The sequence below is a fragment of the Pontiella desulfatans genome (assembly GCF_900890425.1).
GTDB classification, from domain to species: Bacteria; Verrucomicrobiota; Kiritimatiellia; order Kiritimatiellales; family Pontiellaceae; genus Pontiella; species Pontiella desulfatans.
Genome location: NZ_CAAHFG010000001.1, coordinates 126,604 through 139,538 on the forward strand (window position 1 = coordinate 126,604; position 12,935 = coordinate 139,538).

A 12,935-nucleotide genomic window follows, 5' to 3' on the forward strand; every position below is an offset into this window, starting at 1 on the left:
AAATGTGATGTTTTCAATTCCTCACGTTTCAATCGTCACGTCTCACACTTCACGCTTCACGTCAGTCCTCACCAATCACGATATGCCGACGGAGGAAGGCGGCGAAGGAATCGGCGAGGCTATACATCAGCGGCACGAGCACCAGCGTGAGCAAGGTCGAAACGGCCAGGCCGAAGATCACCGCAATGGCCATGGGCGCCCACCAGGCCGATGTTGCGCCGCCGGCGGAGAAGCGGAACGTATGCACATCGAAGCTGAAGCCGATGGCCATCGGGATCAGGCCGAGAATGGTCGTCACCGCCGTCAGCAGGACGGGGCGCAGCCGCAGGCGGCCCGCGTGCACGACCGCTTCGCGGGTGTCGAGCCCCTTGGCTTTCATCTGGTTGATGCAGTCGACGAGCACGATCGCGTTGTTCACCACAATGCCGGCCAGGCTGATGATGCCCACACCGGTCATGACAATGCTGAAGTGCATGCGCGTGAGCAGCAGGCCCCACATCACGCCGATGATCGAAAGGATGATCGAGAGCAGGATCACGAACGGCAGCATGACGGAGTTGAACTGGAGCACCAGCACCACCACGATGCCGGCCAGCGCCAGCATGAACGCGCGCGACAGGAATTCCGACGACTCCTCCTGGTCTTCCCGGTCGCCGGTGTAAACGATGGTGTAGCCGGGCGGCATCTTGATTGAACTGACGATGGGGACAATGTCGGCCAGTAGCTCGTTCGATTCGCGGCCATCCTTGTTGCCCGAAATGGTGATGACACGTTTCTGGTTCTTGCGGCGGATGACGCCGCGCCCGGAGGTATATTCGAATTTGCCCAGCGAGGAGAGCGGAACGGGTTCGGCATCCTGCACCGGAATGTAGATTTCGTCCAACAGGTTGAACTGTTCGCGGGAAGGGCGGGGCAGGCGTACGGTGATATCGAACTCGTCCTCGCCCGCCCGGAACTTGCGTTGCGATTCCGTACCGTAGATCGAGGTGCGCAGGAAAAAGCCGATCGTTTCGGTGTCGAGCCCCAGCACGCCGGCCCGCTTGCGGTCGACGATGAACTGCAGCTCGGGCAATGCGCTCTCATAGTTCGAACGCAGGTCGACCAGCCCCGGCACCGGGCTGATGCGCCGCTTGATCTCCGTGGCAATGTCGTTGAGCTGTTCCAGGTTTTCCCCGGACACCTCGATGTTGACCGGAGGTTGTTGCGGCGGCCCCTCCTCGAAGGCATCGATCTTGATCTCCACGCCGGGGATCCGGCCAATGCGGTCGCGGAACTTCTGGATCAATTCGGAGGTCTTGCCCACGCGTTCCTTTTCGTCGACAAACTTGATGTAGCACGATCCCAGGTAGGTTCCGCCACTGCCTTCCGAAAATCCGCTGCCCATGCCTTGCCCCGTGGTGGCGAGGATGAACTCAATGTCGTCGAGATCGCTGATGGCGTTCTCGACGTGCTTCATGACGGCATCGGTTTTTTCAATGGCCGTGCCTTCCGGGTAGCGGACTTCGATCTGGGCGGCGCGCGGTTCCGTGTTGACGAACAGCGAGACGCCCTTGCCGAAGCGGCCGTAGAGCTGGGAACTCAGGATGAGGAACAGCAGGCTGATGATCAGCAGGGTGGCGCGGTGGTGCAACGCATGGCGCAGCAGGGCTTCGTAGCCGCGCACAAAGGGGTGGTGCTCGGTTCGGTTGTCGTCGAAGTTGCGTTTGCCGCGCTTGATCAGCACCGAGCAGATGGCCGGATTGATCACCAGCGCAACAAAGAGCGACGAGGCGAGGGTGATGATGAGGGTTTGTGGAATGTAGCTCATGAACTCGCCCATGATGTCCGGCCAGAACAACAGCGGCGAAAAGGCGGCGAGCGTGGTGAGGGTCGAAGTGGTGACCGGCCAGGCTACCTCCGCCGCGCCCTGCCGCGCGGCCTCCATCCGCGACAACCCTTCGCAGTGCAGGCGGTAGATGTTTTCCACGATCACGATGCCGTTATCGACCAGCATGCCGACGGCGAGGATCAGGGCGAACAGCACCACCATGTTCATCGTGATGCCCATCAGCGACATGATGGTGAACGAAAGCAGCATGGAGAAGGGGATGGCCAGCCCGACGAACAGGCTGTTGCGCCGCCCCATGAAAATCAGCAGCACGACGATGACGAGGAAAAAACCCGACGCCATGTTGTTTTCCAGTTCGGCGAGCATGTCGCGGATATCCTTGGAATCGTCCTGGACAATGGTGATGTGGATATCCTTCGAGATCCTGGTGGGGTCGATGTGCTGCTTCACCTCGTCGATCAGGTGGACGGAGTTTTCGCCGGCGCGCTTGAACACCTCGACCGTAACGGCGGTTTCGCCATTGATGCGGGAAATGCTTTCGAGGTCCTTGTAGGTATCCGAGACCGTGGCGATGTCGCGCAGGTAGATGGGGCGGTTCTCGCGCTGCACCACCACCAGGTCGCGCAGGTCGGAGGCCAGCACGAATTCGCCGGGCACGCGCACCTGCACCTTGTTTTCGTCCACCTCCAGCATGCCGGCCGACATCGTAACGTTTTCCTTGCCGATCAGGCCAACCACATCGAACAGCGGAATGTTGTAGGCCACCAGGCGCGGCAGGTCGAACTCCAGCCGGATCTCGCGCTCGCGGGTGCCGACGATGCGCGCCTCCTTGACGCCGGAAATATTCTCGATCTCGTCCTGCAGGAATTCGGCGGTGCTCTTGAGCCGTTCCAGGTCGGGGTCGCCGGAGAGGGCGAAGCGCATGATCGGGATGTCGGTGCTGAAGTTGAGGCCTTCCACCACCGGTTCGTCGAGATCGTCGGGCAGGTCGGGGCGGGCGAGGTCGATCTTGTCCTTCACGCGCTGGATGGCGGTGTCGACATCGACGCCGGCCATGTATTCGATGGTGAAGACCACCACGCTGTCGGCCGCCATGGCCGAGATATCCTTCACGCTTCCGAGCTCGTTGAGCCTTTTTTCGATCGGGATGCAGACGAGGTTTTCCATGTCCTCCGGGGCGGTGCCCGGATGGATGGCGGTTACGAACACCTGCGGGATGGTGATGTCAGGCGAGCCCTCGCGCGGCAGGGTCTTGTAGGATTTGTAGCCCATCCAAACCAGCACGGCGATAAACACAAAAACCGCCGTGCGGAATTTGATGGCATAGTTGGTTACAATCATTCGCCGCCACCTGCTTCAACGATTTCCACGCGCTGGCCGTCGCTCAGCGTACGGTTGCCTTCGATGATGACCAGCTCGCCCTCTTCCAGCCCGTGCGAGACCATGGCGTTTTTGCGCGTGATCGTCTCGAGCGTCACCTTGCGCCGCACGGCCTGGCCGTCGGAGGCGAGGTAGACAATATGGTCGCCCTTCGAGGGCAGCACGGCGGACATCGGCAACGAGACCATGTTTTCGTTGATGCCCCGGTGGAACTCGACCAGCGCAATCATGCCCGGGCGAAGGATGCCGTCGGAGTTTTCAACCGTAATCTCGGCGCGGAAGGCATTGTTGCGGCCGTCGGCCCGCGCGGCGACGAAGGTCACCTTGCCTTCGAAGGTGCGGTCCTTCAGCGGTTGGACGCCGAACGAGACCGTGTCGCCGAGCTGGATCGAATAGATGTCCTTTTCCGGGATCTGCACGACCACCTTCAGCGTGGCGGTATCCACCACCTGGAAAACCGGAGTGCCGGGCTGCACATATTCGCCTTCTTCGACAAAGCGGTCGTTCACCGTGCCGTTCACCGGCGATTCAACGCGGCACTGCTCGATGTTTATTTCGGCCTCGGTGGCCATGGCTTCCGCCCGGATGTGGGCGGTCTCGATACTATCGAACTCGCTGTCGGCAACGGCGCCGGATTCCTTCAGGGTCTTGAAGCGTCCGAAGTTTTTTTCTGCGTCCTTGGCGGCAATGTTGGCCTGTTTGAGGTTGGTCTGCCAAATGCGGTCGTCGATCTGCAGCAGCAACTGCCCTTTTTCAACGCGGTCGCCGCGGTCGGCCTTGAGCGCCACGATGCGCCCCGCCTTTTCGGCGGCCAGCATGGCGTCCACGTTGGCTTCGATGAGGGCCGGGAGAAAGACGATGTCCGCGGTGCTGGTCAGCCGCGCGGGCATGGTGAGCACGGGCATGGCGGCCTCGGTGGCCTCCGGCATGGGCTTCGCGTGGCGTTTCATGAAATTGAACATGGCAATCAACAGCACGAGCCCCAGGACGATGGCCAGCAAGACGATTTTAATGGCGTTTTTCCGCTCTTTCATTATTCATACTCCTCTAAAAGAATGCCTGCTGCATATTTCATCTGGGCGACGGCCACCATGTATTCGTAAAGCGCCTGCGAGCGTGCGAGCCGGGCATCGCTCAGTTCAACGTTGGCCTGGGTGACCTCCAGGTTGGTGCCGAGGCCGGCATCGAACCGCGAACGGGAAATCTGCAGTGCGCGGGTGGCGAGGCCAACGGTTTCCTGGGAGGCATCGATGATTTCCGCGGCATCGCGACCGCGGAGCCAGGCCGAGCGCACATCCAGCGAAACATAGCGCTCGAGGTCGCGGTATTCGTCCTCTTCGATGGCCAGGTTCAGCTTGCTCTCGGCCACGTTGGATTTCCGTGCACCGCCGTCGAACAGGTTCCAGCTGGCGCCGATGCCGGTGTACCAATGCCCCTGCCAACCGGATTCGCCCAGGAAGAAGCTGTAGGGATCGGGCTTCGTGTAGTCGTAGTTCGCGAATAGGTTCAGGCTGGGGTAATAGTCGCTCTTCTGCTGGTTGATGTCTTCCTTGCGCAGCTCGACCGAGCTGGCTTTCTCCATCAGCTCCGGGCGCTTCCGCAAGCCAAGGGCAATGGCCTGGTCGAGATTGACCTGCACCGGGACGTTGGTGAGTGGTTCGGTCAGCTCGAAAAATTCGTCGTCGATGAAGGTCAGGTTGCGGAACCCTTCAATGGCCAGGCTCAGGGAGTTTTCGGCAACGATCAGCCGCGGTTGTTCATTGGCCAGCGAAACCTTCGCACTCAGCCAGTCGAACTCCGAAACGGTTCCGGCATCGTACTTTTTCCGGGTTTCGTTTTCGAACCCCGCGAGTTGCTCCACCGATTGCTCCAGCGCGGAAACCTGTTCCTTGGCCAGCTGGACTTCGTAGTAGGCCAGCGTAATGTCGCGGGCCTGCGTGGCCCTCACGCGCCGCTCCTGGTAGGCGGTCAGCCTGCGGTAGGATTTCGATGCGCGGATCGCCGAGAGCGTCCGGCCCCCGGAAAAGATTTCCCAGTTTGCCGAGGCGCCGACGCCCTTGCTTTCGGTGCCGCTGATGTTGTCCGGGTCGAAGGCGGTATAGTTGGCCGTGCCGGTCAGTTTCGGCATCGCCTGCGAGATGGCCCGCTTGCGCGTCATTTCGGCAATCTCGCGGTTGCGTGCCGCGTTCGCCACCGTTAGCGACCGCTTCAGTCCGATTTGGATGCTTGCTTCAAGCGAGTAGCGGTTGGTGGTTTGCGGGAAGGATAGGGAGGGGATCAGCAAGGCGACCGCCAGGGCCGCCGTGCGGGCATGCTGGATGATTTTCCGCAGCATCAGCATGTGCTGGGTGCGCTCCTCTGCGGAGAGCGTGGCATAGGTTTCGCGTATACCCATCTTGCGGTTGGCGGCGAGTTGGTCAACCAGCTTCTTCCCCTTCGGAGTCAGCGAAACCTGGACAATGCGTTGGTCTTCGGCGCTGCGTCGGCGCTTCACCAGCCCGCTTTTTTCCAGACGTTGGAGCAAGGCCGATGTGGTCGATTTCCCGCGGTGCAATGCCGCCGCCAACGCGTTGACCGTGAGGTGCCCATGCTGGTTGATGTAGTGCAATGCCCAGAACTGCGGCACCGAAATGGCCCCCTTCGATACGGCGCTCGTATCCTCTCGCATGACCGACGAAATCAGCTCGGGCAACACCTCCGACATAAAGTCGACAAATTCCTCTTTCGAAATAGTTTTCATGGCGGATAGTACGTAGCACGAACCATGCCTGTAGCCAATCCTCTTTTAAAGAAAGATTGCGCAAGGAAGCGCCCGGATGGGCTGTTGACGCGGCTGCTATGTGGCGGATCAACTGATGGGGATAACGATTTCCCTGGCGGCGGCACCGTTTCCGGCATTTCCATTCCCGGATCTAGGTTATGTGCTTGTCCTCAGCACATCCGCAAAGAAGTCGTGGCCTTTGTCGTCGGTGAGAATGACGGCGGGGAAGTCGACCACTTCGATCTTGCGGACGGCTTCCGTGCCGAGTTCTTCCATGTCGACGATCTCGACGGACTTGATGTTTTTTTCGGCGATCAGGGCCGCGGGGCCGCCGATGGAGCCGAGGTAGAAGCCGTTGTATTTGGTGCAGTCATCAGTGGGTTTCTGAAAGGAGGTGTTGCTTGAAGAAATCGATCGTTCTTTGCCAGGCCAGCTCTGCCATTTCCTCGTTGTAACGGCCGGTTGAGTCGTTGTGGAAACCATGGTTGCATTCCGGATATATGTGCAGGATATATTCAACGCCGCTCGCATTTAAGTCGGCTTCGTACTCGGGCCAGCTGGCGTTGACCCGTTTATCATGTTCGGCCAGCTGAATCATTAACGGAGCCTTGATGTTTTTGCGCAGCTCCTTGGCTGCCGGGGTTCCGTAGAAGGGAACGCCGGCATTCAGGGTGTCATGAGCGGCGGCAGCCAGCATGTTGACGATATAGCCTCCGAAACAGAATCCCACGGCTCCGAGTTTTCCATTACCCGACTTATGCGACTTCAGGAACTGCGCCGCCGCGATAAAGTCCTGTTCGATTTTTGCCCGATCCAACGATTTTTGCATGGCCCGGCCTTTGTCGTCGTTGCCCGGATAGCCGCCCAGTGGATGCAGCGCATCGGGAGCGAAGGCGATAAAACCCGCCTTAGCGAGCCGTCGGGCAACGTCCTTGACGTATGGGTTGAGCCCTCGGTTTTCATGAATCACCAGGACTACCGGGATTTTTTCCGGCATATTGGATGGGGTCACAAGATAGCCCCGGCCTTCGCCATGTCCCTTGGGCGCTGGAAACGTTGCATAGATTGCTTTGATGTCCGGATCATTGAACGAGACTTGTTCGGCGGCGGCATAGTTTGGCATCAACACGGGGAGCAGCATGCCCATTGTGAAGCCTGCGGTGGCCAGCGACGACAGCCGGGTCATGAACATTTCCCGCGTAATCAAGCCATGGGCATATTCATCGTACCAGTCGAAGGCTTCCTGGGGAATGGGTTGGGTGACCGTGGTTTCCTGTTGCTGTGCTTCAGGCATGGAGTATCTCCTTGATTTAGTTTTTGGTAAAGGATCGGAACGCCTTGTTTCTTCATTTCCCTTTGAGTTTATCAGCAAAAAAGTCGGGGCCATTTTCGTCTACGATGATGACGGCGGGGTTGTCATGGTAGACGGGATGTGTGTTGAAGTATTTGGGAACCGGCTCTCCGTGGTTAACCATTTCCTCGATCTTGGTATGAGATAGCACTGGCACTTATGCGGGTACCCTGCTTCTTCTTCGTGAGTTCGGTGAAGTCGTGCCGTTTCAGTTTAGTTTCTGGGGGCCTCTGCTGATCTTATGGACTTCGATCCATTTTTGTTTCTCGGGATCAAACTTTTCCAGTATGAGTACAGTCCATTTGTCATCCGGACATTCTAGCTTTAATTCCTTCATGTCGTCTTTGATTTCAATGATTCTCGTTTGCCTTGTGGTGGTATCGACTAGCTTTGCTCTCAGTTGCTCTCCCTTGGTGCGGCTGAGAGGGTAGATCATGGTAGTTGCTGCTTTTTTACGTTCTTCAGTTTTTTCCGCTTGTTGAGTTTGAGACTCAGGTGCCTTTTTAACACAGGCTTTATCTGCCCCATTCGTACACGAGTCGGCCTTGGCTGGGCTGGCCAATAGTGCGATGCATGCGGTTGCGATTCTAATGTGCTTCACTTGTTGCTCCCTGATTCGGGTTAGATGTTGTTGTTACGAGTTGCCCCTCAGCACATCCGCAAAAAAATCGTTCCCTTTGTCGTCGGTGAGAATGACGGCGGGGAAGTCGACCACTTCGATCTTGCGGACGGCTTCCATGCCGAGTTCTTCCATATCGACGATCTCGACGGATTTGATGTTTTTTTCGGCGAGCAGGGCGGCGGGACCGCCGATGGAGCCGAGGTAGAAGCCGCCGTGCTTGGCGCAGGAGTCGACGACGGTCTGGGTGCGGTTGCCTTTGGCGAGCATGACCATGGAGCCGCGCTGGGCCTGGAAGGGCTCGACATAGGGGTCCATCCGCTGGGCGGTGGTGGGGCCGAAGGAGCCGGAGGGTTTGCCTTTGGGGCATTTGGCCGGGCCGGCATAGTAGACGGGGTGGTTCTTGAAGTAGTCGGGCATCGGTTCGCCGCGGTCGAGCATCTCTTTGATTTTTGCATGGGCAATGTCGCGCGCGACAATGAGCGTGCCGTTGAGCCGCAGGCGGGTGCAGACGGGGTATTGCGAGAGGTCGGCGAGCACGTCCGCCATCGGGCGGTTGAGGTCGATTGCAGGTGCATTGTCTTCTTCCTGGCCGAGGTTGGCGGGGGCATACTTTGCGGGATCGTGTTCGAGCTGTTCGAGGAAGAGGCCATCGCGGGTGATGCGTGCCTTGATGTTGCGGTCGGCGGAGCAGGAGACGCCGAGGCCAACGGGGCAGGAGGCGGCGTGGCGCGGCATGCGGATGACGCGGACGTCGTGGCAAAAATATTTTCCGCCGAACTGGGCGCCGATCTTGGAGTCCTGCGCCATTTTGAGAATGCGGTCTTCCCATTCGAGGTCGCGGAAGGCGCGGCCGGATGCGTCGCCGGTGGTGGGCAGGTCGTCGAGCGCGCCGGTGGAGGCGAGCTTGACCTGTTTCATGGTGGCTTCGGCGGAGGTGCCTCCAATGACGATGGCGAAATGGTAGGGCGGGCACGCGGCGGTGCCAATGTTGAACAGTTCGGCCTTGAGGAAGGCTTCGAGGTTTTCCTCGGTGAGCAACGACTTGGTTTTCTGGAAGAGGTAGCTCTTGTTGGCGGAGCCGCCGCCCTTGGCGATGAAGGTCAGGTTGTAGGCCAGGCCGGGCGCGGTGTAGAGGTCGATCTGGGCGGGCAGGTTGTTGCCGGTGTTCTTTTCGGCGAACATGGAGAGCGGGGCGATCTGGGAATAGCGCAGGTTGAATTCCTGGAAGCAGCGGAAGATGCCGTTGGAGAGGGCTTCCTTTTCGTCGAAGTCCGTCCAGACGTGCGCGCCTTTGGTGCCGGTTACGATGGCGGTGCCGGTGTCCTGGCAGGTGGGTAGCTCGCCGTAGGCGGCGATGATGGAGTTTTCCAAAAAGGCCTTGGCCACGAAGCGATCGTTTTCGCTGGCTTCGGGGTCGTCGAGAATCTTGGCAACCTGCGCCATGTGGCCGGGGCGCAGGAAGAAGGAGACATCGTGGAAGGCTTCGTAGGCGAGCCGTTCGAGCGCTTCGGGTTCCACCACGAGAACATCCTGCCCGTTGAATTGTTCAACGCGGACGCCTTCGGAGGTGAGGTGGCGGTAGGGGGTGTCGTCGCCGGAATGCTGGATGGTCGGGGTATAGATGTAGTCGCTCATTGCAAATCTCCATGGTGCATGCTTCGTAATGAATTCGGATCATAGCGGTACTACATGAAACCGCCATTAAATATTCCGACTTTGTCCGCCGGAAGACGGGGTGGTCGTTCCTTGGGGAAACAACAGGGGAATGGAAAATGAAAAGACGCTCTTTTTTTCAGTCGCTGGGTTTCTGCGCGTCGATGGCCGCGGTTTCGGCCGTGGGTGAAGTGGGCCAGCGCCCGAATATCATCATCATGATGTCGGACGACATGGGCTATTCCGATATCGGCTGCTATGGCGGCGAAATCCAAACGCCGGTGCTCGATGGCCTCGCGAGGAAGGGACTCCGCTTTACCCAGTTCTACAACACGGCCCGCTGCTGCCCGACCCGGGCTTCGCTGCTGACCGGCCTCTATCCGCACCAGGCCGGCATCGGCCACATGATGGCCGACAAAGGGCTCGACGGATATCGCGGCGACCTGAACCGCAAGTGCGTCACCATCGGCGAGGTGCTCCGCCCGGCGGGTTATTCAACCTATATGGTCGGCAAGTGGCACGTCACCAAACATACGCATCCCGAAAAAGAATCCGACAAATTCAACTGGCCGCTCCAGCGTGGTTTCGATCGCTACTATGGCATCATCAACGGGGCTTCCAGTCTTTGGGATCCCAACTCGCTGACGCGGGATAACCAGCCGATCACGATCAAGAACGACCCGGTCTACAAGCCGAAAGAGCCGTATCACTTCACCGATGCCATCAGCGACAACGCGGCAATGTTCATCGACGAGCACGATCCGGCGAAGCCCTTCTTCATGTATGTGGCCTACACGGCGGCCCATTGGCCGATGCACGCGCGCGAACGGGACATGGCCAAATACAAGGGGCAGTATGATGCCGGCTACGAGCCGATCCGCAAGGCGCGCCTGGCCAAGATGAAAAAACTCGGGGTGGTGGAGCCGAACGCATCCCTTTCGCCAACCGTAGGCAACTGGGATGCGGTCGAAGACAAGCCATGGGAAGCTGCCTGCATGGAAACCTATGCCGCGATGGTCGACCAGATGGACCAGGGCATCGGGCGGATCGTCAAGGCGCTGGAAAGGAAAGGGGCTCTCGACAACACGCTGATCCTCTTTCTCCAGGATAACGGCGGTTGCGCCGAGAGCGGGGGGCGAAAGGAAAAGGGGCCGCTGGTGACCCGTGCCGACCAGCCCACCCTCGATCCGATTCCCGACGATGTTGCGCACTACACCGGTTCCTGGCCGAAGCAGACGCGCGAGGGATGGCCCGTTTTGCGCGGGCACGTGATGCCGGGGCCGGCCGATACCTACATCGGCTATGGCCGCGGGTGGGCGAATGTTTCGAACACGCCGCACCGCGAGTATAAGCACTGGGTGCACGAGGGCGGCATTTCCTCGCCGCTCATCGCCCATTGGCCCCAGGGTATTTCCGCCAGGAACGGGCTGCGAAAGGAGCCGGGCCATTTGATCGACCTGATGGCAACTTGCGTGGAGCTTTCCGGCGCCGCCTACCCGGCGGAGCGAAACAACGAAAAGATCCATCCCATGGAAGGCAGGAGCCTCGTTCCCGTGTTCGGTGGGGCATCCCTTGATCGCAAGGCGATCTATTGGGAGCACGAGGGCAACCGTGCCGTCCGCGTTGGCGATTGGAAGCTGGTGGCCAAGGGGCGCACTGGAAAATGGGAGCTATACAATCTGGCCGCGGACCGTAGTGAGCTGGATGATTTGGCGGCCAGCCATCCGGAGCGGGTTGGGGAGCTGGCCGCCATGTGGCAGGCCTATGCCGAGCGCGCGCAGGTCATCCCTTGGCCAAACGCCAAAAACAAGAATGTATCCTCCGGGAAAAAGAAACTCTAGCCTTTCATTGCCCTTCTTCAGGGTTGCCCGGGCATGCAGTATTCCCTAAGCTCTCCCCGTAAATTAAACATTAAGGAGATGAAGGATGAAATTGATCAATGGAGTATTGTTGAGCGCGCTGGTTGCTTTCCCGTTTGCCGGCATGGCCCAAGACGACGCCGCGGAAGCGGGCGTTAAGTGGGAGCGCAACCTGTCCATGGGGGCCACCTACCGCAACGGCAACAGCGAAAAGTCGCTTTTCACGATGAACCTGAAGGGAGATCGTTTCGGTGAGCATCATGATGTGCTGAGCTCGCTCTACGCGGAGTACGGCAAGACCGGAACGCCGACCCCCGCAGATCCGGATCCGGAAAAACAGCAAACCGAAGGCCAGGTGCGCGCACAGGGCGAATATCGCCACAAGTTCGGCGATTCCAAGTTTTTCGCCGGTATATTTGCAGAAGGTCTGCACGATTCGATCAAGAGCATCCGTTTCCGGGGCAAGGTTGGTCCTAACATCGGTTACTACTTCATCGACACGGACAACATGAAGCTCGATGCCTCGTTTGGCTTGAACTATGTCTATGAGCGCACCGCGGCGGGCGAGCGGACTTTCGGGGAATATCGTGCGGCGGGCAACTACCTCTGGAACATCACCGAAAAGTCGTCCTACTACCTCAACATCGAGTACACCGCAAACATGGATGACACCGGCAACGACAATGGCGGCTTGCTGGTGACGGGCATCCGCAGCCAGGTCTACGAGGAGCTTTCCTTGTTCGCCGAGCTGCGCGATGAATATGACAACCTCATCGACGATCAGGTCGTGAAGCACAACGACATCACACTCATGGCCGGTCTTTCGTACGACTTCTAAACCATGGGCTTTGAGTTCCGACAAAGCCGCCCGGTGGGCGGCTTTTTGTTTTTAAGGGAAATGAAATGACAGAGAAAACAGACTATCCCATGGCGCTTCCGCCTCCCGACGGCCCATTGACGGCCATCGGCGAGGAACTGCTTGCAGGCGGCAAGGCCGCCTCCCGCAAGAGTCCGCGGGGCCGAATCATTCAGCCGTTGCATAAACAGGGCGGCGATTTGCTGCAGCGCATGCTCAACACCCTCCAGCCGGGTAGCTACATCCGCCCGCATCGCCACGCCCCCGGAAGGGGGGAGAGCATTGTCGTGCTTTCCGGCACCTTGCTCTATCTGACGTTCACGGAGGAGGGGGCCGTTGATGTTGTGCTGCGGCTGAAAGCGGGGGCGCCGGAATTCGGCGTGGATACCGAAGGTGGAATCTGGCACTGCTTCATGGCACTCGAACCCGATACCGTGCTCTTCGAGGTTAAGCCCGGCCCGTACGATGCCAAGGCGGATAAGGAATTCGCTCCGTGGGCTCCCGAGGAATACAGCCCGGAGTCGGCCGCATACCTTGGCGAACTGCTGGATTATGCTGCCAAACATCATACTTGCATAAGTATGAAATGGCCGGATGAGCCCTAATACGGGCTCGAAAATGCATT

At 59.0% G+C, this 12,935-nt stretch carries 10 protein-coding genes and 1 pseudogene; 3 read left to right on the forward strand and 8 right to left on the reverse strand.

Annotation, left to right across the window (positions count from 1 at the left end; all coding sequences use genetic code 11):
- Positions 1 to 61: 61 nt before the first annotated feature.
- The 8 genes and pseudogenes from E9954_RS00525 to E9954_RS00555 form a co-directional block, all read right to left on the reverse strand.
- Positions 62 to 3,169 (reverse strand): efflux RND transporter permease subunit, encoded by a 3,108-nt coding sequence (locus E9954_RS00525; RefSeq protein ID WP_136077307.1) that lies wholly within the window; start codon positions 3,167 to 3,169, stop codon positions 62 to 64.
- Positions 3,166 to 4,242: an efflux RND transporter periplasmic adaptor subunit gene (locus E9954_RS00530; protein ID WP_136077308.1), complete on the reverse strand. Its 1,077-nt coding sequence runs from the start codon at positions 4,240 to 4,242 to the stop codon at positions 3,166 to 3,168. Before E9954_RS00530 ends, E9954_RS00525 begins: the two co-directional genes overlap by 4 nt.
- Positions 4,242 to 5,948 carry a TolC family protein gene (locus E9954_RS00535; RefSeq protein ID WP_136077309.1) on the reverse strand — a complete coding sequence of 569 codons (1,707 nt, stop codon included), beginning with the start codon at positions 5,946 to 5,948 and terminating at the stop codon, positions 4,242 to 4,244. The genes E9954_RS00530 and E9954_RS00535 overlap by 1 nt, the downstream gene beginning before the upstream one ends.
- A gap of 177 nt (positions 5,949 to 6,125) precedes the next feature.
- Positions 6,126 to 6,347, reverse strand: a pseudogene (locus E9954_RS33585) (fumarate hydratase C-terminal domain-containing protein); the annotation flags it as partial.
- A complete protein-coding gene (locus E9954_RS00545; RefSeq protein ID WP_136077311.1) occupies positions 6,343 to 7,263 on the reverse strand; it encodes a dienelactone hydrolase family protein in 921 nt (306 codons plus the stop codon). The gene E9954_RS00545 and the pseudogene E9954_RS33585, both read right to left, overlap by 5 nt.
- 52 nt (positions 7,264 to 7,315) lie before the next feature.
- Positions 7,316 to 7,444, reverse strand: a complete 129-nt coding sequence (locus E9954_RS33420) for a hypothetical protein (RefSeq protein ID WP_281281186.1) — start codon at positions 7,442 to 7,444, stop codon at positions 7,316 to 7,318.
- A gap of 84 nt (positions 7,445 to 7,528) precedes the next feature.
- Complete coding sequence (locus E9954_RS00550) at positions 7,529 to 7,921, reverse strand: hypothetical protein (protein ID WP_136077312.1); 393 nt, start codon at positions 7,919 to 7,921, stop codon at positions 7,529 to 7,531.
- Positions 7,922 to 7,954: 33 nt separating this feature from the next.
- On the reverse strand, positions 7,955 to 9,577 hold the full coding sequence (locus tag E9954_RS00555; RefSeq protein ID WP_136077313.1) for a FumA C-terminus/TtdB family hydratase beta subunit: 1,623 nt from the start codon (positions 9,575 to 9,577) through the stop codon (positions 7,955 to 7,957).
- Positions 9,578 to 9,759: 182 nt separating this feature from the next.
- On the opposite strand from E9954_RS00555, the gene E9954_RS00560 reads away from it, so the two are divergent.
- From E9954_RS00560 to E9954_RS00570, 3 genes are all read left to right on the forward strand, one after another.
- Positions 9,760 to 11,436 (forward strand): arylsulfatase, encoded by a 1,677-nt coding sequence (locus E9954_RS00560; RefSeq protein ID WP_342793745.1) that lies wholly within the window; start codon positions 9,760 to 9,762, stop codon positions 11,434 to 11,436.
- A gap of 85 nt (positions 11,437 to 11,521) precedes the next feature.
- Positions 11,522 to 12,292, forward strand: coding sequence for a DUF481 domain-containing protein (locus E9954_RS00565; protein ID WP_136077315.1), 771 nt, complete (start codon positions 11,522 to 11,524; stop codon positions 12,290 to 12,292).
- A gap of 65 nt (positions 12,293 to 12,357) precedes the next feature.
- Positions 12,358 to 12,915 (forward strand): WbuC family cupin fold metalloprotein, encoded by a 558-nt coding sequence (locus E9954_RS00570; RefSeq protein WP_136077316.1) that lies wholly within the window; start codon positions 12,358 to 12,360, stop codon positions 12,913 to 12,915.
- The last annotated feature ends 20 nt before the right edge of the window (positions 12,916 to 12,935 follow it).

Bases quoted from the DNA above. Each gene is read 5' to 3' on its own strand.
- E9954_RS00525 (WP_136077307.1), bottom strand. From the start codon at position 3,169: ATGATTGTAACCAACTATGCCATCAAATTCCGCACGGCGGTTTTTGTG.
- E9954_RS00530 (WP_136077308.1), bottom strand. From the start codon at position 4,242: ATGAAAGAGCGGAAAAACGCCATTAAAATCGTCTTGCTGGCCATCGTC.
- E9954_RS00535 (WP_136077309.1), bottom strand. From the start codon at position 5,948: ATGAAAACTATTTCGAAAGAGGAATTTGTCGACTTTATGTCGGAGGTG.
- E9954_RS00545 (WP_136077311.1), bottom strand. From the start codon at position 7,263: ATGCCTGAAGCACAGCAACAGGAAACCACGGTCACCCAACCCATTCCC.
- E9954_RS33420 (WP_281281186.1), bottom strand. From the start codon at position 7,444: ATGGTTAACCACGGAGAGCCGGTTCCCAAATACTTCAACACACATCCC.
- E9954_RS00555 (WP_136077313.1), bottom strand. From the start codon at position 9,577: ATGAGCGACTACATCTATACCCCGACCATCCAGCATTCCGGCGACGAC.
- E9954_RS00560 (WP_342793745.1), top strand. From the start codon at position 9,760: ATGGCCGCGGTTTCGGCCGTGGGTGAAGTGGGCCAGCGCCCGAATATC.
- E9954_RS00565 (WP_136077315.1), top strand. From the start codon at position 11,522: ATGAAATTGATCAATGGAGTATTGTTGAGCGCGCTGGTTGCTTTCCCG.
- E9954_RS00570 (WP_136077316.1), top strand. From the start codon at position 12,358: ATGACAGAGAAAACAGACTATCCCATGGCGCTTCCGCCTCCCGACGGC.